Below are 24,459 nucleotides of genomic sequence, written 5' to 3' on the forward strand. Positions count from 1 at the left end.
ATCAAGGTGCAGAATCACAAATTTATGGATGCTGCGCCGTTGAGAACTCTCGTAGTAGTTCTTCCTTAAGGGAGCGAGTGTCCGTAGATCGCTCAAAGACCATGCCGCGATGAGCTAGCTGGCCAGCGGCGCCGCGATAGGCACTCACCAGTGCATCAAAAGCTGAGGCAAGGACAGCCTGTGTAAGCCTCGGGCGCCTGGCGAGATCTCGACCAAGGAACGCGATAACTTCCGTCCTGTGTCGAGCGGGGATATACAGGAGCTCGCCGCCATCTTTTCCGTTAGGGGCTACGACGAGCTGGTTAGCCAAACGCCGACGCGCCTCACTAAGAGCGTAGCCGCCTTTAAGGCGTTGCTCTCCGGCAGCGCGGCTGCTTCGGTTCCGGGACACTTCAGCAGCGAATGCCTCAGCTCCGGCGAAGATGGCACTGTCCACCTGTTGACCATCCGCTGTCGAGTGATGCCACCTGACTACGGCCCTATCCTCAGTATCCGACCTGTTGACGAGAAGTGCGATTACGACCCCTACAGCGATCGCCTGCATTACTTCGCTTCCTTGCCCTCTTCTGAGGGCGACTACCTGGTTTAGCCGCGCCATCGACCATGCCCTGTAGAGTTCCATAGCACGGCGTTCTGCTGATTCGATGTCAGCCAGCGTCAGCACCAGGTGGTCATCATCCGCGTACTGCTCCTCCAGCAATTCCAACATGAGTCGCGCCTCGATACCCACGAGCGATACATTGTCGCCCACTTGAGTTACCAGCGGTTCCCCGTACTGGCCGGTGCGACGCAACAAGTCAGCTGGGGTGGGTGGAAGCTTGCCCAATCGATCACGCAGGGAATGGCCACGTGCAACAGGGTCGAAAAAGCGTTTACACATGGCTAGGTCGGCTTCCAATGCGCCCGGCGCCTTGTCATACGAAAGGTGCCAGAGTTGAGTGAGGTCGCGAATCAGCGCTACGCACTCGTCACCCGTCAAGATGGCGGGAACCCCGAACACTCGCTGCACGCTCGTACTCATAGTTGAAAGGCCTCTGCGAAGTATCCGCGCTGTCTAAGCGCGTTAACTCGCTCGTTCGTAGTTCCGTTTGATGACGCTATCGCCGGAGAAACTTCAAGCGGAAGGACCACTAGGACTTGATCGTGGGGTGCTTGTGCCTGCCGTCCCCGAAGATACGAGGCTAGGGCTGACATGTTTTTGGCGTCAATGAATGAGCCAAACTCATCGAGGGCGATAAGCCGGTTGGTAGCGGCGTTATCGTCCCGGTCCAGACGAGCGACCTGCGCCTGCGTGTAGGCGAACGCTTGCTCTCCACTGGAGAATGCCGCGAGTGGGCGTTCGTTAGTCTGCCCGTCCGCAGCGGTCCATGAAAGCTGCAGACTGTCGGGATCCAACTCGACGTTGGTACCTCCGTTGAACAGCGCCGTTCTTACGACTTCGCTCTCGAACCACTGGCGAACCTCATCCGCTAGCCAGCGCTTGGCTGCCCTATCGGACGCAGTCTCGGTGCCCGTTTCTCCGCTGTTTTGGCGAATGCGCGACTCCAGTCGCCCGAGTGCTGTTTCCATTCCGCGCAGTGATGAATAGGTGGACCCTAGGGAGTCACGAGCCTTGTCGATTGCAGAGGCCACCTGTGTCAACGCTTGCGCTTGGTCGGCAATGTTGAGCCCGGGCAGGGAGGAGATCTGCGGGAATGCCCTCCTTAGCCAAGAAAGTTCAGGATTCTGACTCAGGAAGCGCGCAGTCGTTGTGACCCTGGAAATGCGGTTCCCGGAATTGCGGTGAGCAAGAGCGGCTTGCTGGGCGGCCTGGGCTTCTCGGCGAGTCAGCTCCTCGAACTCAGCCTGCTCTTTCTCACGATGCTTTCTAAGGCGCGCAACCTCTACATTGGCTTCGCGGCATAGCTGCACCAATTCCGCCGCTAGAGCATCCTCGGTTTTTCCACCACCGAGTAGTTCTCGGGCATGAGCCAGCCTGGCGTGATCTGCTTGAACAGTACGAGCCTCTTGGTCCAGTCTTGCGCGGTTTGACATCAGGTCTTCAAGGTTGCGCGCTGTTTGCTCAGGGAGCCCCTTCGTCGCCTTTAGTAGGCGGCCCTCGGCCTTTTCGAGGGCTGTCTGGGCGGCTTCCACTTCTCGCAATGCAGCTTCTGTTTGCGCGATTGCTCCGAGCCGGCCTCGCGTTTCCTCGATCTCCTGCGTCAACTGTTCGGCGTCAGCTGAAGGTGCTTCTTCGCGGAGGACAGCCTCATGGTGCTGAAGCGCCTCCCTCAAAGCAGTGACAGTCCAATCAGTGCCCCCTTGACTAGAAGAGATCAGGAGCTCGTTGCCTAGATGCTCTGCTTGCTCTGCGTTCTCCAAGCTGGAAGTTAGGCTGCTGATCAGACCCAACAACATCGGAGTGGCGTTAACGCGAGGCTGTCGCTCGAGCAGTCTATTCAGATGCTGACTGGTGTCACGGCGTGCTGCTGCGAGAGCATCCTCAGTCGGCTCCACTCCTACAGCTGCCGCGAGGTTCTGGAGATGGCTTTGTATGGTTCGCAGCGCCTTGTCTCGACGAACTAGATGTCTTTGGGCGTTCTCGAACTCGTTCTCGGCTTTCTCGTTCTGGTGCTTTTGAGCGCTCGCATTTTTGATCTGCCTATCGAGCTTTTGGCGCTGTTGATCGAGATCAGCAAGGTGGGCCGCTAGCTCTTCAATTTTTTCATCCATTTCAGGTCCGCGTCCTCGAACCTGCGTGAGCTGCGCGGAGATCTCGACGGCTCTATCCAGCCGCTCGACGCGTTCACGTGCGAGCTTCAGTTGACTGGCCAGGCTAATCGCGATTTTCTCGGCCTCGGATGTAATTGTGAGCTCGCGTGACAACTGTGATGGTGCACAATCAGTGATCTTGTTTTGCAGGTCTCCCAGGGCGAGCTCTATCTCTTCTTGGCGCTGCCTTCCAACTTCGGCGTCCCACTCCTGGATTCGCTTTTGTGCACTGCTGAGTCTTTCGGATAGGACGCTTACGGGCGTATCGGCGGCCATGACATGGTGCACGCTCAGAAGGGTCGTGATGTCTCGTGGTCGAGCGGATCGTCCGTCGATTCTAATCTCACCGATTAGATCGCCTAGTGGTTCGGCAACTTGAGGCCAGCGACTTGGATCGAGTGCCCACTCCAATGTCTGCGCCCCGTGCAGGTCGGTAACTGAAACCCGCGCGCTCTTCAGCTGATTTCGGAAGGTTCTCCAGGAATGATCGTTGCCTGTAAAGGGTTGGTCTCCCGTGCACAGCCTGAGAAGCTTAATGGCGTTTGTTTTACCGATGCCGTTGTAGCCTTCGATTCTACAGAGTGGAATGCTGGGAATCTCGCCGATGATGCGGAGGCCGCGGCGGGTTTCAGCTTCAATCCTGATGTGCATCTGCGATCAACCTTTCGAGGACCAAGTGAGGGCCGAACGGTTCTGATGCGAGCAGGGTCAAAAGTGAAAGATCTACCCCGTGCGCGGTGCTCTGGTCGGCAGTCGAGCGGGAGTTCCCAGGCGCTCGAATCGCTGAGTCTATTTCTCGAACCACTGTCATCATTTGTTGGCCGACATCTGACACTGCAGTCCCCCCTGTCTGTCGCGACAGGCCATATCCATCAGACCTGATGCTGCCACAGTTGCGGCGTAGGTAAGCCTACTTAAGGCGGAGCGGGTTTGGCCGGTGTCCTGCCCGGTCTGGGGTCGAGCATGGCCAGGGGGCCGTACGCTGGCTGGCAACTCGGGCAGGCTTTGGACCTGACCGCAATGTGCACGAGTAGCCCCCTGGTCTTGCTCGACGCGGGGCCCGGACCGGGGAGGTGGCTAAAGCCGTGGAGCCGACCGCCCCAGCCACAGCGTCTCCCTTCTCTTGCATCAGGCGGCTGATTGCTATGAGCGCGGCTCGGGCGCCGGCCGGGCTGAGCGGGGCGGAGACAGGAGCGCAGGCCCGGCCGGGGGCCGGGCCGCGAGCGGTGAGCGGAGGGAGCCGCCTTTAACTAGAACTAGTAGAGAAAGTTCTAACTCACTCTGTTGGATGGGGCTTGAAGGCCTGCGCGCAGGCCGGGAGTTCGGCGCCTTGTCGGTGCATGAGTGGCAGGAAGAGCACCGGACGGATCGTCCACGTGATCCACGTGCTGGCGTGGGTCACTGACACCGTGCACGACTCGGATCGCAGTAGAGCTCGTCGGGTTTCGATGCGGCCCTCGTACAGCCACTCCCAAGCCTCGTCGGACGCGTCCGCGTCCGGGGCCGGTGAGATCGTTCGCAGCGTGACCGCCACCCAACGGTCCGCCTGCGGTGCCGAGTAGGCGTCGAACGCTGCCAGCAGTGCCGGTTGCCAGCCATCGGCCAGGTCCTCGGTCCAGCATTCGCACCAGTAGCCCCACTGTGGTGGCTTCATCAGCACAGGCGGCCTCTCCACCGTGCGTCCGCGTACAGCTCCGCGATGACCGTGTGCCCCTGGTCGCTGTCATGGACGACGACTCGGTGAGCGATCGCGCTGACCATGCCCAGTCCCCGGCCGTGCTCGGCCTCCTGGTCCCGGTGCTCGACCTTGGGCGCTGTGCTGGCGCCTCCGTCGTCCGTGACCGATAGGGCTACCACCTGCGCCGAGACCGCGACGGCCAGGTGGAAGCTGCCGTACGCTTGGTCGCTGGCCGTGTGGAGGATCGCGTTCGCGCTCAGCTCGCTCACGATCAGCTCGGCGTCCTCGGCTCAAGGCGGCGGTGCCTGGCGCCGGTGGCAGCCTCGCCCTTCCATGGACCTCACCTGCGGCGATGCCCCAAGATCCCGTCCCCGGACCCAGGCATACGGCCGCTCCAGGCCGCACACGCCTGCACAAACGCGAAAACCCCAACCTCAGCGTCTCCACTGATGTCGGGGTCTTCAGGCACCTCATACTGGGTGCCCCCGGCAGGATTCGAACCTGCGCACACGGCTCCGGAGGCCGTTGCTCTATCCCCTGAGCTACGGGGGCGTGTCGGCTGCGCTTCCTGCGCGGCGACGGGTAGAACACTACCAGCTCCAGGGGGGTGGTCATGAACGTTTTGGTGGGGGCGGGGGCGTCCACCTGGGAGTGGGGGGTCCCCCGGACGGGGTGGAAGTGGGGAAAACCCGGACGCGGTGGCCGGGGGCGACCTACTCTCGAGTTGTGCCAGGGGCTTCCGGCCGGGTGCTTGTTGTGGACGACAACAAGGTCATCCGGCAGCTGATCAGGGTCAATCTCGAGCTAGAGGGTCTCGAGGTCGTGACCGCGGCCGACGGTGCCGAGTGTCTGGATGTCGTCCATCAGGTGCGGCCCGATGTGATCACGCTCGATGTCGTCATGCCCCGGCTCGACGGGCTCACGACCGCCGCGCGGCTCCGCGCCGACCCCCGCCCCGTGACCTTCCGCTCGCCATCGTCAGCGCCTGCTCCCGGGGTGAGGTCGAGGCCGGAGTCGACGCCGGTGTCGATGCCTTCCTCTCCAAGCCCTTCGAGCCGTCCGAACTCGTGCGGGTCGTGCTCCAGTTGGTCCATGGGCGCGGGAGAGGGCAGCAGCCCGGCAGTGCCGGGGACGAGGGGGCCGGGCCCGGCGGCGGCGCGGACGGGGACGCCGAGCGTGCCGGGCGTCGGCGTAGTTAGGACGAGGACGAGGAGCAGGGGGCGCGCCGTCGTTCAGCTCCCGACCGTGCGGTCCTCGCCGTCCGCCCCTTGAGCTGGAAGCGGGGCACTTCGTCCCCCTTCCGCCCCGCATGACCATTCCGGCGTCCACATCGCGATACCCCGCGCAAACCGGCTCGCCTACCCACCCCCTTCCTCCCCTACGCTTGTCCCGTGACCCCCGTCGAGCTCTCCCGCACCGTGTTGCACGCGGTGCGTCGTGCTGTCGACGCGGGGGAGCTGAGCGTGAGCGTCCCGGAGCGGGTTGTCGTCAAGCCGCCGGGGCCGGGCGGGTGCGGGGACTACGCCACCACCGTCGCGCTCCAGCTCGCCCGGCCCGCCGGACAGAGCGCCCTGCGCGTCGCCGGAGTGCTGCGCGACCGGCTCGTCCTCGTCGACGGCATCCGGGACGTCTCCGTGACCGGGCCCGGGTTCCTCAACATCAGCCTCCGCGAGGACCGGGCCGGGGCCGCCTCCGTCCGCCTCGTGTCCGACATCCTCCGCAGCGGTCCGTCGTACAGGTACGGGGAGGGGGAGAGCACCCGTTCCTCCCGTGTCCTGCTGCGGTGCGCCGCCGAGCCGCGTGCCCTCGTCGTCGGTGAGGTGCTGGTCCGGCTGCTGGCGGCCCAGGGGAGCCAGGCCCGCATCGAGATCGCGGACGAGGGGGAGGGCCAGGGCGATCGGCGCGTTCCCGTCCCGGGCGCCGACGACCGCGTCATCGACGTACGGCCCCTCCCCGTCGCCCCCGCCGACCGCGACGCGCTCCTCTCGCTCGGGCACGACGCCGGGCGCTGGGCGCTGTTGTATCCTGCCGGGCGCGACCGGGTCCGGGTCGGGGACGAGCACCTCGCGCAGCGCGAGAGCAACCCGCTCTTCCGGGTGCGTTACGCCCACGCCCGCACCCGCGCCCTCCTGCGCAACGCAGCCGACCTCGGCTTCGCCCCCGAACCCGGACACACCGACATCACCGGACACACCGACACCACCGGACACACCGACATCACCGGCCGCACCCGCACGGCGGACTCCCTCCTCACCGCCCTCGCCGACCACCCCCGCGTCCTAGCCCAGGCCGCCGCGCACCGTGCCCCGGACCGGCTGGCCCGGCAGCTCGTGGCCGTCGCCGACGGGCTGTGGCCGCTGCTGCCGACGGTGCTGCCGGTCGGGGAGGAGAAACCCTCGGCCGCCCACCGTGCCCGGCTCGCCCTCGCCGAAGCCGCCGGGACGGTGCTGGCCGGTGGCCTGTCCCTGCTCGGCATCGACGCACCCGATCACCTCTGAGTGAGTAGTCAGAGAAGCCAGAGAGAACTGACCGACATGAGCCGTTCCGCACACCCCGCCGGGCCCCGTCACGCCGATGTCCTGTCCGAGGGGCACTACGCCGCCCCGCCGGCCGATCTCAACAGCCTCGACCCCAAGGTCTGGGCGCAGACCGTCATGCGGGACGCGGACGGGGCGGTGACCGTCGGCGGGGTGTCCGTCACCCGGCTCGCCGAGGAGTTCGGCACGCCCGCCTACGTACTCGACGAGGCCGACTTCCGGGCGCGGGCGCGCGCCTGGCGCACCGCCTTCGGGCAGGACGCCGACGTGTTCTACGCCGGGAAGGCGTTCCTGTCGCGGGCCGTCGTGCGCTGGCTGGCGGAGGAGGGGCTGAACCTGGACGTCTGCTCCGGCACCGAACTGGCCACCGCCCTGTCGGCGGGGATGCCGGCGGACCGGATCGCCTTCCACGGGAACAACAAGTCCGCGGCGGAGATCGAGCGGGCCGTGGGCGCCGGGGTCGGGCGGATCGTGCTCGACTCGTTCCAGGAGATCGCGCGGGTCGCGCACATCGCGCAGTCGCTGGGCAGGCGGCAGCGGGTGCAGATCCGGGTCACCGTGGGTGTCGAGGCGCACACCCACGAGTTCATCGCCACCGCGCACGAGGACCAGAAGTTCGGCATCCCGCTCGCCGGGGGGCAGGCCGCCGAGGCGGTGCGGCGGGCGCTGAAGCTCGACGGGCTCGAACTGATCGGCATCCACAGCCACATCGGCTCGCAGATCTTCGACATGTCCGGCTTCGAGGTCGCCGCGCACCGCGTGGTCGGGCTGCTCCGGGAGATCCGCGACGAGCACGGGGTGGAGCTGCCCGAGATCGACCTCGGCGGCGGCCTCGGCATCGCGTACACCAGCGACGACGACCCGCGCGAGCCGCACGAGATCGCCAAGGCGCTCACCGAGATCGTCACCCGCGAGTGCGAGGCCGCGCGGCTGCGCACGCCCCGGATCTCCGTCGAGCCGGGCCGCGCCATCGTCGGCCCGACCGCCTTCACCCTCTACGAGGTCGGCACGATCAAGCCGCTGGAGGGGCTGCGCACCTATGTGTCCGTCGACGGCGGCATGTCCGACAACATCCGTACGGCGCTGTACGACGCCGAGTACAGCGTCGCCCTCGTGTCGCGGACGAGCGACGCCGAGCCCCTGCTGGTCCGGGTCGTCGGCAAGCACTGCGAGAGCGGGGACATCGTGGTCAAGGACGCGTTCCTGCCGGCTGACCTCGCGCCCGGCGACCTGATCGCCGTGCCCGCCACCGGCGCGTACTGCCGCTCGATGGCCAGCAACTACAACCACGCCCTGCGCCCGCCGGTCGTCGCCGTCGGGGACGGCGCGGCGCGGGTCATCGTCCGCCGGGAGACGGAGGACGACCTCCTCCGCCTCGACGTCGGATGAGGCGCCCGCGCGGGTGCCCCGAGTTCCGTCGGCCGGGGAAGGCGCCGGAAGATCTCCGTCGTCCGGCCGCGCGAAAATGAAATATACGTCTCACGATCCGGACAAATGGCAGAAACTCCGGTCCGGTGAGTGAGACTGGTCCAACCGTAGACGGTATGAGGAAACGAGGTCGGATGATGCGTACGCGTCCGCTGAAGGTGGCGCTGCTGGGCTGTGGGGTTGTCGGCTCAGAGGTGGCGCGCATCATGACGACGCACGCCGACGACCTCGCGGCCCGGATCGGGGCCCCGGTGGAGCTGGCCGGGGTCGCCGTCCGGCGCCCCTCCAAGGTGCGCGAGGGCATCGACCCCGCCCTCATCACCACCGACGCCACCGCCCTCGTCAAACGCGGCGACATCGACGTGGTCATCGAGGTCATCGGCGGGATCGAGCCCGCCCGCTCCCTGATCACCACCGCGTTCGAGCACGGCGCCTCCGTCGTCTCCGCGAACAAGGCCCTCCTCGCCCAGGACGGCGCCGCCCTGCACGCCGCCGCCGAGACGCACGGCCGCGACCTGTACTACGAGGCCGCCGTCGCCGGCGCCATCCCGCTGATCCGCCCGCTGCGCGAGTCCCTCGCCGGGGACAAGGTCAACCGGGTGCTCGGCATCGTCAACGGCACCACGAACTTCATCCTCGACAAGATGGACTCGACCGGCGCCGGCTACCAGGAGGCCCTGGACGAGGCGACCGCGCTCGGCTACGCGGAGGCCGACCCGACCGCCGACGTCGAGGGCTTCGACGCCGCGGCCAAGGCCGCCATCCTCGCCGGGATCGCCTTCCACACGCGCGTACGGCTCGACGACGTGTACCGCGAGGGCATGACCGAGGTCACCGCCGCCGACTTCGCCTCCGCCAAGGAGATGGGCTGCACCATCAAGCTGCTCGCCATCTGCGAGCGGGCGGCCGACGGAGCCTCCGTCACCGCGCGCGTGCACCCCGCGATGATCCCGCTCAGCCACCCGCTGGCCTCGGTGCGCGGCGCGTACAACGCGGTGTTCGTCGAGTCGGAGGCCGCCGGGCAGCTGATGTTCTACGGGCCCGGCGCGGGCGGCGCGCCCACCGCCTCCGCGGTCCTCGGCGACCTCGTCGCCGTCTGCCGCAACCTGCGCGGCGGGGCCACCGGGCCCGGCGAGTCCGCGTACGCCGCGCTGCCCGTCTCGCCCATGGGCGAGGTCGTCACGCGGTACCACATCAGCCTGGACGTCGCCGACAAACCGGGCGTCCTCGCCCAGGTCGCCACCGTGTTCGCCGAGCACGGGGTGTCGATCGACACCGTCCGGCAGCAGGGCAGAAATCAAGGCAGCGGCGACGCGGTCGCCGTCGTTCAGGGCGGTGGTGGGCGACGGGAGGGCGGCGAGGCGTCCCTCGTCGTCGTCACCCATCGAGCGTCCGATGCCGCCCTCACCGGCACCGTCGCGGCGCTGCGCAGCCTCGACACCGTGCGGGGCGTCGCCAGCATCATGCGGGTTGAAGGAGAGTAACCAGCAATGACCCACCAGTGGCGCGGAATCATCGAGGAGTACCGGGACCGGCTGCCGGTGTCCGACAGCACGCCCGTCGTGACGCTCCGTGAGGGCGGTACGCCGCTCGTGCCCGCGCAGGTGCTCTCCGAGCGCACCGGCTGCGAGGTGCACCTCAAGGTCGAGGGCGCGAACCCGACCGGGTCCTTCAAGGACCGCGGCATGACCATGGCCATCTCCAAGGCGAAGGAGGAGGGCGCCAAGGCGGTCATCTGCGCCTCCACCGGCAACACCTCCGCCTCCGCCGCCGCGTACGCGGTGCGGGCCAAGATGGTCTCCGCCGTGCTCGTGCCCCAGGGCAAGATCGCGCTCGGCAAGATGGGCCAGGCGCTGGTGCACGGCGCCCAGATCCTCCAGGTCGACGGGAACTTCGACGACTGTCTGACGCTGGCCCGCGAGCTGAGCGACAACTACCCGGTGGCGCTGGTCAATTCGGTCAACCCGGTACGTATCGAGGGGCAGAAGACCGCCGCCTTCGAGATCGTCGACATGCTCGGCGACGCCCCCGACATCCATGTCCTGCCGGTCGGCAACGCGGGCAACATCACCGCGTACTGGAAGGGCTACCGGGAGTACGCCGCCGACAAGGTCTCGACGAGGACCCCGCGCATGTGGGGCTTCCAGGCGTCCGGCAGCGCGCCGATCGTGCGCGGCGAGGTCGTCAAGGACCCCTCCACGATCGCCACCGCCATCCGGATCGGCAACCCGGCCTCCTGGTCGTACGCGCTGGCCGCGCGCGACGAGTCCGGCGGCGCCATCGACGAGGTGACGGACCGTGAGATCCTGCGCGCCTACCGGCTGTTGGCCGCGCAGGAGGGCGTCTTCGTGGAGCCCGCGTCCGCCGCGTCCGTCGCCGGTCTGCTGAAGGCCGCCGAGCAGGGCAAGGTGGACCCGGGGCAGCGGATCGTCTGCACGGTCACCGGCAACGGGCTCAAGGACCCGGACTGGGCCGTCGCCGGCGCCCCGCAGCCGGTCACCGTCCCGGTCGACGCGGCCACGGCCGCCGAGCGGCTGGGCCTCGCCTGACCCTCGGGGACGTCCCGTTGCCCGGCCCCCGGAGGTGGTGTCGGGCGGCCCGCGCGGCGTACGCGCCGCGCGGGCGGCACGCGGGGCTCGCGGGGGAGGTGCGCGCGGTACGTGCGCGGGTCCGCCCGGCCGCCCTCGGGCGCCCGCGCGGGCGACGCCCGCCTCTGCCGGGCCGCGCAACCCCGTGACCTCCCGGCGCGTCCTCACCCGGGAGCCCCTGGCAGGGGGCACGGGAAGGCTCGCGACACGCATCGTGCGCCTCCTGTGCGCCCTATGTCGCCACTGAACCTTCCTTCGATAGGCTGTGAGGAACCCGCCCACCGCATATGCCCTCGCATGACGCGGTGCCGTGCCGTTCCCCGCGGCCCCGGGGGTCCCTTCGGGTCCGTCCCGTGTCCGTCTCGTGTCCGTCGAAACGCGGTCGAATGTCACTCGACCAGCACGCAGCTCAAGGAGAGTCAACGAGCGATGGCCGGTCCAGCGTTCCGCGCCGCCGCCGTCCGGGTGCGCGTCCCCGCCACCAGCGCCAACCTCGGGCCGGGCTTCGACGCCCTCGGCCTCGCGCTGGGGCTCTACGACGACGTCGTGGTGCGGGTGGCCGACTCCGGGCTGCACATCGACATCGCGGGTGAGGGCGGCGAGACCCTGCCCCGGGACGAGAAACACCTGCTCGTACGGTCGCTGCGCACCGCCTTCGACGTGCTCGGCGGGCAGCCGCGCGGCCTGGAGATCGTCTGCGCCAACCGCATCCCGCACGGCCGCGGCCTGGGCTCCTCCTCCGCCGCCATCTGCGCCGGCATCGTCGCCGCCCGCGCCGTGACCATAGGCGGCGAGGCCCGCCTCGACAACGCGGCGCTGCTGGAGCTGGCCACCGAGATCGAGGGCCACCCGGACAATGTGGCGGCCTGTCTGCTCGGCGGGTTCACGCTGTCCTGGATGGAGTCCGGCGCCGCCCGCGCGATCAGGATGGAGCCCTCCGATTCCATCGTTCCGGTGGTTTTCGTGCCCGCGAAACCCGTCCTGACCGAGACCGCGCGCGGCCTGCTGCCGCGCACCGTGCCGCATGTCGACGCGGCCGTCAACGCGGGCCGTGCCGCCCTGCTCGTGGAGGCCCTGACCCGGCGCCCCGAGCTGCTGCTGCCCGCCACCGAGGACCGCCTCCACCAGGAGTACCGCGCGCCGGCCATGCCGGAGAGCACGGCGCTGGTGGAGCGGCTGCGCGGGGACGGCGTCCCCGCGGTCATCTCCGGCGCCGGGCCCACGGTGATGGCGATGGCCGACGTGGACACCGCCGACAAGGTGGAACGCCTGGCGGGCACCGGCTGGGCCGCCAACCGGCTGAGTCTCGACCTGACCGGCGCCTGTGTGCTCCCGCTGGCGGGCTGACACGCGATTGCCGGATGTGGAGAGGGGGAATGTTTGTTGGATCCGGTAGTGTTAATCTCAAGTCTGCACCCGACCCCACCATGGCGAGGTGCTTCGTGTCCCCGTTCGGGACCAACCTTCTTCCGGGAGCTCCCCAAGCCACTCTGTGTTCCGTACGCCGTACCCGGGCAGTACGCCGTACGCGGACGCTGAGCGGTCCACAGGGCACGCTCCGGAAACGGTGCTACCACGCCACGTGACGCCGTGACACCAGGTGCCACGTCCTGTCGCGGCAGCGCCACTCATCTGATATCTCTTCCGCCGCTTTGGCGGACCACCGCCCCGGCACGGTCCACACAGCAAGGACCGAAGCCGGACAGCACAACCGGTCGCCGAGCCAGACAGGCCGACGTCCGCTCCAGGGAAGGACCCTTCGTGAGCGACACCACCGATCTGATGGGCGCACGTGTCGAGGAGACCGCTGCCGCGCCCGCCACGGACGCCTCCGCGCCTGCCACCGGTGCCGGCTCCCGGCGTCGCCGTGGCACCGGCCTCGAGGGCATGGTGCTGGCCGAGCTTCAGCAGGTCGCCTCGGGCCTCGGCATCAGGGGCACCGCGCGGATGCGCAAGAGCCAGCTGATCGAGGTCATCAAGGAGGCGCAGGCCCAGGGGGGCGCCCCCGCGAAGGCCGCGCCCGCCGCCGGTGAGGCCACCGAGACCAAGCCGAAGCGCCGCGCGACCTCCCGCACCCGTACGGGCGACGACAGCGCCGCCGCGGGCAAGAAGGCCGCCGAGGCGCCCGCCGAGAAGGCCGTGGCGCAGCAGCAGATCGAGATTCCTGGCCAGCCCGCCAGCGATGACGCCCCCGCTGAGCGGCGTAGGCGCCGTGCGACCGCCGAGGCGGGCAGCCCGGAGACGGTCACCGCCGAGGCGAAGAGCGAGCCGAAGGCCGACGCCAAGGCCGACGCCTCCGCCCAGCAGTCGCAGCAGGCCCAGGGCCAGCAGGGCGACGCCAAGGGCGACGCGGGCGAGGGCGGCGAGAACCGCCGCCGCGACCGCCGCGAGCGCGGTCGTGACCGCGACCGCGACCGTGACCGTGACCGGCGCAAGGGCGACGACCAGCAGGGCCAGCGTCAGCAGGGCCAGCAGCAGGGCGGCGGCCGCCAGGACCGGCAGGACCGCCAGGACCGTCAGGACCGGAACAACGGCCCGCAGGACGACGACGACTTCGAGGGCGGCCGTCGCGGCCGCCGTGGCCGCTACCGCGACCGCCGTGGCCGTCGCGGGCGCGACGACGTGCAGGAGCCGCAGATCGCCGAGGACGACGTCCTGATCCCGGTCGCGGGCATCCTGGACATCCTCGACAACTACGCGTTCATCCGGACCTCCGGCTATCTGCCCGGCCCGAACGACGTGTATGTCTCCCTCGCCCAGGTCCGCAAGAACGGCCTGCGCAAGGGCGACCACGTCACCGGTGCCGTGCGCCAGCCCAAGGACGGCGAGCGCCGCGAGAAGTTCAACGCGCTGGTCCGCCTCGACTCCGTCAACGGCATGGCGCCCGAACACGGCCGCGGCCGCCCGGAGTTCAACAAGCTGACCCCGCTCTACCCGCAGGACCGGCTCCGCCTGGAGACCGAGGCGGGCGTGCTGACGACCCGGATCATCGACCTGGTGTCGCCGATCGGCAAGGGCCAGCGCGGTCTGATCGTGGCCCCGCCGAAGACCGGCAAGACCATGATCATGCAGGCGGTCGCCAACGCGATCACGCACAACAACCCCGAGTGCCACCTGATGGTCGTCCTCGTCGACGAGCGTCCGGAAGAGGTCACCGACATGCAGCGGTCGGTGAAGGGCGAGGTCATCTCCTCGACCTTCGACCGCCCGGCCGAGGACCACACCACGGTCGCCGAGCTGGCCATCGAGCGCGCCAAGCGCCTGGTGGAGCTGGGCCACGACGTGGTCGTCCTGCTGGACTCGATCACCCGCCTGGGCCGTGCGTACAACCTCGCCGCCCCGGCGTCGGGCCGCATCCTCTCCGGTGGTGTCGACTCGACCGCGCTGTACCCGCCCAAGCGCTTCTTCGGCGCCGCGCGCAACATCGAGGACGGCGGTTCGCTGACCATCCTCGCGACCGCGCTGGTGGACACCGGGTCCCGCATGGACGAGGTGATCTTCGAGGAGTTCAAGGGCACCGGCAACATGGAGCTCAAGCTCGACCGGAAGCTCGCCGACAAGCGCATCTTCCCGGCGGTGGACGTGGACGCGTCCGGCACCCGCAAGGAGGAGATCCTGCTGAACTCCGAGGAGCTGGGCATCGTCTGGAAGCTGCGCCGGGTGCTGCACGCGCTCGACCAGCAGCAGGCGATCGAGCTGCTCCTCGACAAGATGAAGCAGACCAAGTCGAACGTCGAGTTCCTGATGCAGATCCAGAAGACGACGCCGACCCCCGGCAACGGCGACTGATCCGCGTCCGCCGCGACCGACGACGAAGGGCCGCTCCCCGCAAGGGGGCGGCCCTTCGCCGCGTCGCGACGGACCGGGGCCGCCCTCGGGGCTGCGCCCGGCTTTCCGGGCTGCGCTCCGCTTTCCGGGCTGCGCCCGGCCTTCCGGGGCTGGGGCGGCACCCCGGCTGCCGCGCCGTGGCTTCTGGTACGGGCGCACAGCGGCCCCGCCCGCCCGTGGCGAAGCCCTCGGATTCGACCGGTGGCCCCGGCCACGCGCGCGGGCCGGGAGCCAGGTGCGCGGGCCGGGTGTACGGACCATGGCCGGGGCCCGAGGTGCCGGCCATGGTCACGGCAGCCGGGCACAGCCTGGGGTCGGGCGTCTCGCGCTCCGCGACCCTCGGCCGCCGCCCCGCGACACCCGGCTGCACCGTCCCACGAGCCCTGGCCGCCCCGCACCCCGCGACCCCCGGGCGTACCGTCCTCCGCGACACCGGGCCGTGCCGCGCAGCGAGTCCCAGCCGTGCCGCACCGCGCGATCAGGTCGCCCCGCACCCCCGCGCCCCGACCATGCGACACCCCCCTCAGGACAAGAACCGCACTGCCCGAGCCCCGTCCAGCGCCCCTCCCCAGAGGACCTTCACTCCGCAGACAGCCCTCTCCCGAAGCCCCGCCCCGAGACCTTCCCCACAGGTTCAGGTGCAACCTTTGCCCCGGTTACCTCGTCTGACCGGGAAGAGCGACGATGGTGCGGTACGGGCGCATTCGGCCGGGCCGGGCCTGACCCTGGCGACGAGGGGTAACCGACCCGAGACGAGAGCTGAGGAGCACATGTCCGCCCAGAGCACGCCGGGCCCCGGTATACCGGGGAAGAGGCCCGGGACCGACAGCCCCCGCCGCAAGGGCGCCGGAGGCCGCCGCCGCAAGCCGCCCGCGGGGCGCCGCAGGGGGCTGCTGGTCGTGGCCTGGACCACCGCGGGGATCGTGGTGCTCGGCGGCACCGGAGCCGGCTATCTGTACCTCAAGCTCAACGGCAACCTGAAGACGGTCGACATCAACCAGGCCCTCGGCGCCGACCGGCCCTCCAAGGCCGACAACGGCTCGGAGAACATCCTGGTCCTCGGCTCGGACACCCGCGCGGGCGGCAACAAGAAGCTGGGCGGCGGTACGGACGACGGCAGCGCCCGCTCGGACACCGCGATGATCGTGCACGTGTACGAGGGCCACAAGCGGGCCAGCGTGGTCTCCATACCCCGCGACACCCTCGTGGACCGTCCCGAATGCACCGACACCCGGGGCACCACGCACCCGGCCGCACACCGTGCGATGTTCAACGAGTCGTACGGCACCGGCGGCTCCGCCTGCGCGGTGAAGACCGTGGAGTCGCTGACCGGGCTGCGGATGGACCACTACCTGGAGGTCGACTTCAGCGGCTTCCAGAAGCTCATCGACGACCTCGGCGGGGTCCGGGTCACCACCACGAAGGCCATCGACGACCCCAACAGCCACCTGAAGCTCACCGCGGGCACCCACACCCTCGACGGGCGGCAGGCGCTCGGTCTGGTCCGCACCCGGCACGGCGTCGGCGACGGCTCCGACCTGGGCCGCATCCAGCTCCAGCAGGCGTTCGTGAAGGCGCTGATCGACCAGGTCAAGCACGTCGGGGTGTTCACCAGCCCCAAGAAGCTCTACGACCTCGCCGACACCGCGACCAAGGCGGTCACCGCCGACTCCGACCTCGGCTCGGTGAACTCGCTGATCTCCTTCGCCGACGGCCTCAAGGGCATCAGCTCCAGCCGTATGGCGATGGTCACCATGCCGGTGCGGTACGACCCGGCCGACCCCAACCGCGTGCTCATCGAGGAGAGCAAGGCCCAGCAGGTCTGGACGGCCCTCAAGGCCGACCGGCCGATCCCCCGCGCGGCCACCGAGGGCACGGCGACCGGCGAGGCCAAGGGCGTCGTCAGCGGCTCCTGAGGACCGCCCCCGCGGCCAGGGGCGAGCCGCCCCCGCCGCCGGGAACAAATGGCCGCACCCCCCGGTTTGGGGAGATGGCACCAGTCCTGGCAGACTGGTACGTCGGCTCCGGTTCACGCCCCCCGCACCCCGCGGCGGCGACCCGGCGCCCTCCCGAACATAGGAGACACCTTGAAGCGCGACATCCACCCCGAGTACGTCGAGACGCAGGTCAGCTGCACCTGCGGCGCGTCGTTCACGACCCGCAGCACCATCGACTCCGGCACCATCCGGGCCGAGGTCTGCTCCGAGTGCCACCCGTTCTACACGGGCAAGCAGAAGATCCTCGACACCGGTGGCCGTGTGGCCCGCTTCGAGGCCCGCTTCGGCAAGGCTGCCGCCGGCTCCAAGAAGTAGCGAGCCCCAATCCGCCGGTCCACGGCCGCACCCCCTCACCGGGGCGCGCCCGGGACCGGCGTTTTTGGTCGCCCGCCCTTCCCCTCCCCACGCAGTAGCAGGAGCCCAAGATGTTCGAGGCCGTCGAGGAGCTCGTCGTCGAGCACGCCGACCTGGAGAAGAAGCTCGCCGACCCGTCGGTCCACGCCGACCAGGCGAACGCGCGCAAGCTCAACAAGCGTTACGCCGAGCTGACGCCCATCGTCGCCACGTACCGCTCCTGGAAGCAGACCGGCGACGACATCGAGACCGCGCGCGAACTGGCCGCCGACGACCCGGACTTCGCCGCCGAGGTCAAGGAGCTGGACAAGCAGCGCGAGGCACTGACCGAGAAGCTGCGCCTGCTGCTCGTGCCGCGCGACCCCAGCGACGACAAGGACGTCATCCTGGAGATCAAGGCCGGCGCGGGCGGCGACGAGTCGGCGCTGTTCGCCGGCGACCTGCTGCGCATGTACCTGCGCTACGCCGAGCGCGTCGGCTGGAAGACCGAGATCATCGACGCCACCGAGTCCGAGCTGGGCGGCTACAAGGACGTCCAGGTCGCGGTGAAGACCAAGGGCGGCCAGGGCGCCACCGAGCCCGGCCAGGGCGTGTGGGCCCGGCTGAAGTACGAGGGCGGTGTGCACCGGGTGCAGCGGGTGCCGGCCACCGAGTCCCAGGGCCGTATCCACACCTCCGCGGCGGGTGTCCTGGTGACCCCCGAGGCCGAGGAGGTCGACGTCGAGATCAACCCGAACGACCTGCGCATCGACGTCTACCGCTCCTCGGGGCCGGGTGGCCAGTCCGTCAACACGACCGACTCCGCGGTGCGCATCACGCACCTGCCCACCGGGGTCGTCGCCTCCTGCCAGAACGAGAAGAGCCAGCTCCAGAACAAGGAGCAGGCGATGCGTATCCTGCGCTCCAGGCTGCTCGCCGCGGCGCAGGAGGAGGCGGAGCGGGAGGCCGCGGACGCCCGCCGCAGCCAGGTCCGCACCGTCGACCGCTCCGAGAAGATCCGCACCTACAACTTCCCGGAGAACCGCATCTCGGACCACCGGGTCGGCTTCAAGGCGTACAACCTGGACCAGGTCCTCGACGGCGACCTGGCCGCGGTGATCCAGGCCTGCGTCGACGCGGACTCGGCCGCCAAGCTCGCGGCCGCCTGAGGCACACCCGGCCGCGGCGGCGCCCGGAGCACCACGGCAGGGACGTACGGACGTACGGACGAACCACCAAGCACGGAGGACCAGCGTGCAGCAAGAATCCGGGGGGCGACCCCCAGGCCCCCGCAGCGTGCTGCTCGCGGAGGTGGCGCAGGCCACCCAGCGGCTGGCCGACGCCGGTGTGCCCTCGCCGCGCAACGACGCCGAGGAGCTCGCCGCGTTCGTGCACGGCGTCAAGCGCGGCCAGCTGCACACCGTGCGGGACGCCGACTTCGACGCCCGGTACTGGGAGGTCGTCGCCCGGCGCGAGCAGCGCGAGCCGCTCCAGCACATCACCGGACGCGCCTACTTCCGCTATCTGGAGCTCCAGGTGGGCCCCGGTGTCTTCGTGCCGAGGCCGGAGACCGAGTCCGTGGTCGGCTGGGCGATAGACGCGGTACGGGCCATGGACGTGGTCGAGCCGTGCATCGTCGACCTGTGCACCGGCTCGGGCGCCATCGCGCTGGCGCTCGCCCAGGAGGTGCCGCGCTCGCGCGTGCACGCCGTGGAGCTGAGCGAGGACGCGCTGACCTGGACCCGCAAGAACGTGCGGGGCTCCCGCGTCGACCTGCGCCAGGGCGACGCCCTGGCCGCCTTCCCCGACCTGGACGGCCAGGTCGACCTGGTCATCTCCAACCCGCCGTACATCCCGCTCACCGAATGGGAGTACGTCGCCCCCGAGGCCCGCGACTACGACCCCGAGCTGGCGTTGTTCTCCGGTGAGGACGGTCTCGACCTGATCCGCGGCATCGAGCGCACCGCGCACCGGCTGCTGCGTCCCGGCGGGGTCGTCGTGATCGAGCACGCCGACACCCAGGGCGGGCAGGTGCCGTGGATCTTCACCGAGGAGCGGGGCTGGGCCGACGCCGCCGACCACCCCGACCTCAACAACCGGCCGAGGTTCGCCACCGCCCGCAAGGCGCTGCCATGAGCCGCGCGCAGCCCACCCCCAGGACGCCAGACCAGCAGTACGTGTACGAGGAGGCCCGCTGACAATGGCACGGCGATACGACACCAACGACGCGACCGACCGCGCGACGGGTCTGCGCGAGGCCGCGTCCGCCGTCCGCCGGGGCGAACTCGTGGTGCTGCCGACCGACACGGTCTACGGCATCGGCGCCGACGCGTTCTCCTCCGAGGGCGTCAGCGACCTGCTCGCCGCCAAGGGCCGCGGCCGCGCCATGCCCACGCCCGTGCTCATCGGCTCCCCGAACACGCTGCACGGCCTGGTCACGGACTTCTCGGAGATGGCCTGGGAGCTGGTGGACGCGTTCTGGCCCGGCGCCCTCACGCTCATCGCCCGGCACCAGCCGTCCCTCCAGTGGGACCTGGGCGACACCCGGGGCACGGTCGCCGTGCGCATGCCGCTGCACCCGGTCGCCATCGAACTGCTCACCGAGTTCGGCCCGATGGCCGTCTCCTCGGCGAACCTCACCGGCCACCCCGCGCCGGAGACCTGCGACGCCGCGCAGGAGATGCTCGGCGACTCCGTCTCCGTCTACCTGGACGGCGGCCCCACCCCCCGGCAATGTGCCGTCGTCCATCGTCGACGTCAGCCGCGAGGTGCCCGTGCTGCTGCGCGCGGGCGCGCTGTCGGCCGAGGAGCTGCGCAAGGTGGTACCCGACCTCGAGGTGGCGAATTGACGGCCCCCCGCTTCCCCGAGCCCCCGGTGCCCGTCCCGGCCCCGGCCGTGTCCGGACGGGGCCGTCCCCGCGCACAGGGGGGACCCCCATGCGTGGCATAGGCGTGGCGGACGAGGCGGGGTTCCCGGCGCGGCCGGAACCGGCCCCCGACACCTTCCGCATCCTCCACGTCAGCACCGGCAACGTGTGCCGCTCGCCCATCACCGAGCGGCTGACCCGGCATTTCGTGGCGGACCGGCTGGGCGAGGCGGCCGGCGGCGCGGGCTGATCGTGGAGAGCGCGGGCACCTGGGGCCACGAGGGCGCCCCGATGGAGACCAACGCCGAGACGGTGCTGGCCGACTTCGGCGCGGACGCCTCCGGCTTCACCGGCCGGGAACTGCTGGACGAGCATGTGATCCGCGCCGACCTGGTGCTCACCGCGACCCGCGACCACCGGGCGCAGGTCATCTCCATGGGGCACTCGGCCGGGCTGCGCACCTTCACGCTCAAGGAGTTCACCCGCCTGGTGAAGGCGATCGACCCGGCCACGCTGCCGCCGCTGGAGGACGGCGTGGTCGAGCGCGCCCGCGCGCTGGTGCGGGCCGCCGCCGCGCTGCGCGGCTGGCTGCTGGCGCCGAGCGTGGAGGCCGACGAGGTCTACGACCCCTATGGCGCCCCGCTGCCGTTCTTCCGCTCGATCGGCGACGAGATACACGAGGCGCTGGACCCGGTCGTGACGGCGCTGACGGGGGTCGCCGCGCGGGCCTGACGGGCCGCACGGGCCCCGGCCGGGGCCCGACGGCGCCCCCGGGCCCCGGCCGTCCCCGCGACGGCTCAGCGGCCGCGCGCAGCGGCCCCGGCGGGCCTACATTGGACGTACGCACTGGACGTACGTCACCGTCGACCGCCCGGAGTCCGCCATGCCGGTCATGCCCGCCCTGGAGACCGATGTCCTGCGGCGGCAGGACCCGCAGGCGGCCGACCTCGTGCTGGGCGAGCTGGCCCGGCAGTCCACCACGCTCCAGCTGATCGCGGCGGAGAACTTCACCTCGCCCGCGGTGCTCGCCGCGCTCGGCTCGCCGCTCGCCAACAAGTACGCCGAGGGCTACCCGGGCGCCCGCCACCACGGCGGCTGCGAGATCGTGGACGCCGCCGAACGGCTCGCGATCGAGCGCGCCAAGGCGCTGTTCGGCGCCGAGCACGCCAACGTCCAGCCGCACTCGGGCTCCTCCGCCGTGCTGGCCGCCTACGCGGCGCTGCTGCGGCCCGGCGACACCGTGCTCGCCCTCGGCCTGCCGGACGGCGGGCACCTCACCCACGGCTCGCCCGCGAACTTCTCCGGCCGCTGGTTCGACTTCGTCGGCTACGGCGTCGACGCCGAGAGCGGCCTCATCGACCACGAGCAGGTGCGCGCCCTGGCCCGTACGCACCGCCCCAAGGCGATCGTGTGCGGCTCGATCGCCTACCCGCGCCACATCGACCACGCGTTCTTCCGCGAGGTCGCCGACGAGGTGGGCGCCTATCTGATCGCCGACGCCGCGCACCCGATCGGCCTGGTGGCCGGGGGAGCGGCGCCCAGCCCGGTGCCGTACGCCGACGTGGTGTGCGCCACCACGCACAAGGTGCTGCGCGGGCCGCGCGGCGGGATGATCCTGTGCGGGAGCGAGCTGGCGGAGCGGGTGGACCGGGCGGTGTTCCCGTTCACCCAGGGCGGCGCCCAGATGCACACCGTCGCGGCGAAGGCGGTGGCGTTCGGCGAGGCGGCGCGGCCGGAATTCGCGGCCTACGCCCACCAGGTGGTCGCCAACGCGCGGGTGCTGGCCGCGTACCTGGCGGCGGAGGGCCTGGCCGTGACCACCGGCGGCACCGACACCCATCTGATCACCATGGACCCGGCGCCGCTCGGCATCGAGGGGCGCACCGCGCGCGGGCGCCTGGCCGCCGCCGGGATGGTCCTGGACTGCTGCGCGCTGCCGCACTCCGGTGCCCGCGGGCTGCGCCTGGGCACGGCCGCGGTGACCACCCAGGGCATGCGGGAGGAGGAGATGGCGCGGATCGCGGTGCTGCTGGGCAAGGTGCTGCGCGGTGAGCTGGACGCGGCGCGGGCCCGGGACGACGTGCGCGCGCTGACCGCCGCGTTCCCGCCGTATCCGTCCTGAACCGGGCGGAAGCGGCCTGGGCGGGCCGGTGCCGGGTAGGCGCGAGGAGCGGGTCCGGGCCCGCGCTGCGGCGGGAGTGCAACCAACGTCGCTACCCGGAAGTCCCCATACATATGCTCGCGTCGCTAGGGTGTGAGGCTGAGATGGCCAGCGAGACCTGTGGGGAAGCCTGTGCGTGAATACCTGCTGACGCTCTGCATCACGGCCGCGGTGACGTACCTGCTGACCGGGCCGGTGCGCAAGTTCGCGATCGTGGCGGGGGCGATGCCGGAGATCCGGGCGCGTGACGTGCACCGGGAACCCACTCCGCGGCTCGGCGGTATCGCGATGTTCTTCGGGATGTGCGCCGGACTGCTGGTCGCCGACCACCTCACCAACCTCAACGAGGTCTTCGAGAAGTCGAACGAGCCGCGCGCGCTGCTCTCCGGGGCCGCGCTGATCTGGCTGATCGGTGTCCTGGACGACAAGTTCGAGATCGACGCCCTGATCAAGCTGGGCGGCCAGATGATCGCCGCCGGTGTGATGGTCATGCAGGGTCTGACGATCCTGTGGCTGCCGGTCCCGGGTGTCGGCACGGTCGCGCTGACCCAGTGGCAGGGCACCCTGCTGACGGTGGCGCTGGTCGTCATCACCATCAACGCGGTCAACTTCGTCGACGGCCTGGACGGTCTGGCGGCCGGCATGGTGTGCATCGCCGCCGCCGCGTTCTTCATGTACGCCTACCGGATCTGGTACTCGTACGGCATCGAGGCCGCCGCCCCGGCCACCCTGTTCGCGGCCGTGCTGATGGGCATGTGCCTGGGATTCCTGCCGCACAACATGCACCCGGCGCGGATCTTCATGGGCGACTCGGGCTCGATGCTGATCGGCCTGGTGCTCGCGGCCGGCGCGATCTCGGTGACCGGGCAGGTCGACCCGGACGTGATGAAACTGTTCTCGGGGTCCGAGCGCAACGCGGTGCACCAGATGGTGCCGGTCTACATCCCGCTGCTGATGCCGCTGACCATCATCGCGATCCCGGCCTCCGACTTCGTCTTCGCGGTGGTGCGCCGCACCTGGCGCGGGCAGTCGCCGTTCGCCGCGGACCGCGGCCATCTGCACCACCGGCTGCTCCAGATCGGCCACTCGCACAGCCGGGCCGTGCTGATCATGTACTTCTGGGCGGCGCTGATCGGCTTCGGGGCGCTCGGCTACTCGGTCAACTCGGCCTCCATGTGGATCGTGCTGGGCATCGTGCTGCTCAGCTTCTTCGGGCTGGTGCTCCTGCTGCTGCCGCGGTTCACGCCGCGCGCCCCGCGCTGGGCCGAGCAGTTCGTGCCGCCGCGCTACCGCCGCCGGGCGGCGGTCCAGGCCCCGGCCGCGGAGGCGCGCACGGAGGCGTCCGCCTCCGCCGCCGAGGCGGCCGCGACCGGTGGGGCGCACGCGTCCTCCGGTGCGCAGGAGGCGCCCGTACGTCCGGCGCCGGTCGGTGCCACGGCGGCCCGGGTCAACGGAGCGACCGCCGTGGGACCCCGATCGCGTGTTCTCGACGGACGCAATGCCGGAACGTCACGCTGACGCCCAAGGTAAGAATCTGACTAAAGCGTTGCCTGTTCATGGGTGACCAAAGCGGCTTAATACCAGACACATCGCCCTGGATTTTGCACAGACGGGCGGTGTCACTCTCATGTGTGACAGCCAGCACACCTACTTGGTAAAGACCGCATCAAATAGTTTGTGATACCGTTCACGAGAACCCCGGACAGAGCCGAAGGACCCGGATGCATGGGCCCCTTGGCGATGAGGTTCCTCTCTCGGACCGGGGACTACGCTCGTCCATGACGACACCCTGCCCCCCTGTGAAAGCGGAGTTGCCGCCATGCCGTCCAATGACGTCCGGAACCTACTGCACACCGCCGTGCCCACCGCCGCCGTCGGTGTGGTCGCTGTGGCGGTCAGTGGTGCGGTCGCCGGAGGCAAGGGCGCGATCGGGGCGCTTGTCGGGGTGGTGCTCGCCATCCTCTACATGGGGATCGGTCTCCATGTGCTCCAGTGGACGGCGAAAACGCTTCCGCAGCTCTTCCAGGCCATGGGCCTCATGCTCTATGTCGCCCAACTGCTGCTGCTCTTGATCTTCTTGGCCCTCTTCAAGGGCACCTCGCTGTTCAATGCGAAGGCGTTCGCGTTCTCGCTCGTCGTCGCGACCGTCGTATGGATGGCCGCACAGGCGCGCGCGCACATGAAGGCCAAGATCTTCTACGTCGAACCGGACTCCGAGAAGAGCGAGAAGTCCGAGAAGACCGGGTCTTCGTCGTGAGGGGTAGGCCCGGGATAAAGGCGTGTGAGATCTC

The 24,459-nt window shown here is 69.8% G+C and carries 16 protein-coding genes, 1 tRNA gene and 4 pseudogenes; 16 read left to right on the top strand and 5 right to left on the bottom strand.

Features of this window, described 5'->3' with window-relative positions; genetic code table 11:
* Positions 1-22 precede the first annotated feature (22 nt).
* From R4Z62_RS23010 to R4Z62_RS23030, 5 genes and pseudogenes are all read right to left on the bottom strand, one after another.
* Positions 23-1,009 carry a hypothetical protein gene (locus R4Z62_RS23010; RefSeq protein ID WP_491520771.1) on the bottom strand — a complete coding sequence of 329 codons (987 nt, stop codon included), beginning with the start codon at positions 1,007-1,009 and terminating at the stop codon, positions 23-25.
* A gap of 8 nt (positions 1,010-1,017) precedes the next feature.
* Positions 1,018-3,402 (bottom strand): coiled-coil domain-containing protein, encoded by a 2,385-nt coding sequence (locus R4Z62_RS23015; RefSeq protein ID WP_491520772.1) that lies wholly within the window; start codon positions 3,400-3,402, stop codon positions 1,018-1,020.
* A 625-nt stretch (positions 3,403-4,027) separates the two neighbouring features.
* Positions 4,028-4,405, bottom strand: coding sequence for a hypothetical protein (locus tag R4Z62_RS23020; protein ID WP_491521915.1), 378 nt, complete (start codon positions 4,403-4,405; stop codon positions 4,028-4,030).
* A pseudogene (locus tag R4Z62_RS23025) lies at positions 4,405-4,719 on the bottom strand (ATP-binding protein); the annotation flags it as partial. The pseudogene R4Z62_RS23025 and the gene R4Z62_RS23020, both read right to left, overlap by 1 nt.
* 190 nt (positions 4,720-4,909) lie before the next feature.
* Positions 4,910-4,981, bottom strand: a tRNA-Arg gene (locus R4Z62_RS23030).
* Between the two features lie 174 nt (positions 4,982-5,155).
* On the opposite strand from R4Z62_RS23030, the pseudogene R4Z62_RS23035 reads away from it, so the two are divergent.
* The 16 genes and pseudogenes from R4Z62_RS23035 to R4Z62_RS23110 all read left to right on the top strand — a co-directional run bounded on the left by R4Z62_RS23035 (position 5,156) and on the right by R4Z62_RS23110 (position 24,425).
* Positions 5,156-5,628: pseudogene (locus R4Z62_RS23035) on the top strand (response regulator).
* A gap of 192 nt (positions 5,629-5,820) precedes the next feature.
* A complete protein-coding gene (nrtL, locus tag R4Z62_RS23040) occupies positions 5,821-6,927 on the top strand; it encodes an ArgS-related anticodon-binding protein NrtL (protein WP_491520773.1) in 1,107 nt (368 codons plus the stop codon).
* Positions 6,928-6,963: 36 nt separating this feature from the next.
* Positions 6,964-8,355, top strand: a complete 1,392-nt coding sequence (gene lysA / locus R4Z62_RS23045) for a diaminopimelate decarboxylase (protein ID WP_491520774.1) — start codon at positions 6,964-6,966, stop codon at positions 8,353-8,355.
* Positions 8,356-8,528: 173 nt separating this feature from the next.
* Entirely contained in the window at positions 8,529-9,878 is a 1,350-nt protein-coding gene (locus R4Z62_RS23050; protein WP_355476777.1) for a homoserine dehydrogenase, read from the top strand.
* A 6-nt stretch (positions 9,879-9,884) separates the two neighbouring features.
* Complete coding sequence (thrC, locus tag R4Z62_RS23055; RefSeq protein ID WP_064535277.1) at positions 9,885-10,943, top strand: threonine synthase; 1,059 nt, start codon at positions 9,885-9,887, stop codon at positions 10,941-10,943.
* Between the two features lie 468 nt (positions 10,944-11,411).
* Positions 11,412-12,329, top strand: coding sequence for a homoserine kinase (gene thrB, locus R4Z62_RS23060; protein ID WP_018571444.1), 918 nt, complete (start codon positions 11,412-11,414; stop codon positions 12,327-12,329).
* A gap of 414 nt (positions 12,330-12,743) precedes the next feature.
* Entirely contained in the window at positions 12,744-14,771 is a 2,028-nt protein-coding gene (gene rho / locus R4Z62_RS23065; protein WP_491520775.1) for a transcription termination factor Rho, read from the top strand.
* Between the two features lie 809 nt (positions 14,772-15,580).
* Entirely contained in the window at positions 15,581-16,726 is a 1,146-nt protein-coding gene (locus R4Z62_RS23070; protein WP_491520776.1) for an LCP family protein, read from the top strand.
* 171 nt (positions 16,727-16,897) lie between these two features.
* Entirely contained in the window at positions 16,898-17,122 is a 225-nt protein-coding gene (gene rpmE, locus R4Z62_RS23075) for a 50S ribosomal protein L31 (protein ID WP_018571447.1), read from the top strand.
* A gap of 110 nt (positions 17,123-17,232) precedes the next feature.
* Positions 17,233-18,309: a peptide chain release factor 1 gene (gene prfA / locus R4Z62_RS23080; protein WP_064535280.1), complete on the top strand. Its 1,077-nt coding sequence runs from the start codon at positions 17,233-17,235 to the stop codon at positions 18,307-18,309.
* Between the two features lie 127 nt (positions 18,310-18,436).
* The gene (gene prmC, locus R4Z62_RS23085) at positions 18,437-19,276 is read left to right on the top strand and encodes a peptide chain release factor N(5)-glutamine methyltransferase (protein WP_064535281.1); all 840 of its coding nucleotides are present in this window, start codon (positions 18,437-18,439) and stop codon (positions 19,274-19,276) included.
* A 64-nt stretch (positions 19,277-19,340) separates the two neighbouring features.
* Positions 19,341-19,989: pseudogene (locus tag R4Z62_RS23090) on the top strand (L-threonylcarbamoyladenylate synthase).
* Between the two features lie 88 nt (positions 19,990-20,077).
* Positions 20,078-20,739: pseudogene (locus tag R4Z62_RS23095) on the top strand (arsenate reductase/protein-tyrosine-phosphatase family protein).
* 151 nt (positions 20,740-20,890) lie between these two features.
* A complete protein-coding gene (gene glyA, locus R4Z62_RS23100; RefSeq protein WP_491520777.1) occupies positions 20,891-22,129 on the top strand; it encodes a serine hydroxymethyltransferase in 1,239 nt (412 codons plus the stop codon).
* A 171-nt stretch (positions 22,130-22,300) separates the two neighbouring features.
* A complete protein-coding gene (locus tag R4Z62_RS23105) occupies positions 22,301-23,686 on the top strand; it encodes an MraY family glycosyltransferase (protein ID WP_491520778.1) in 1,386 nt (461 codons plus the stop codon).
* A gap of 301 nt (positions 23,687-23,987) precedes the next feature.
* Positions 23,988-24,425 carry a Cg1360 family ATP-synthase-associated protein gene (locus R4Z62_RS23110; protein ID WP_064535284.1) on the top strand — a complete coding sequence of 146 codons (438 nt, stop codon included), beginning with the start codon at positions 23,988-23,990 and terminating at the stop codon, positions 24,423-24,425.
* Positions 24,426-24,459: the final 34 nt, after the last annotated feature.

The organism is Streptomyces sp. PL-25 (genome assembly GCF_058344915.1).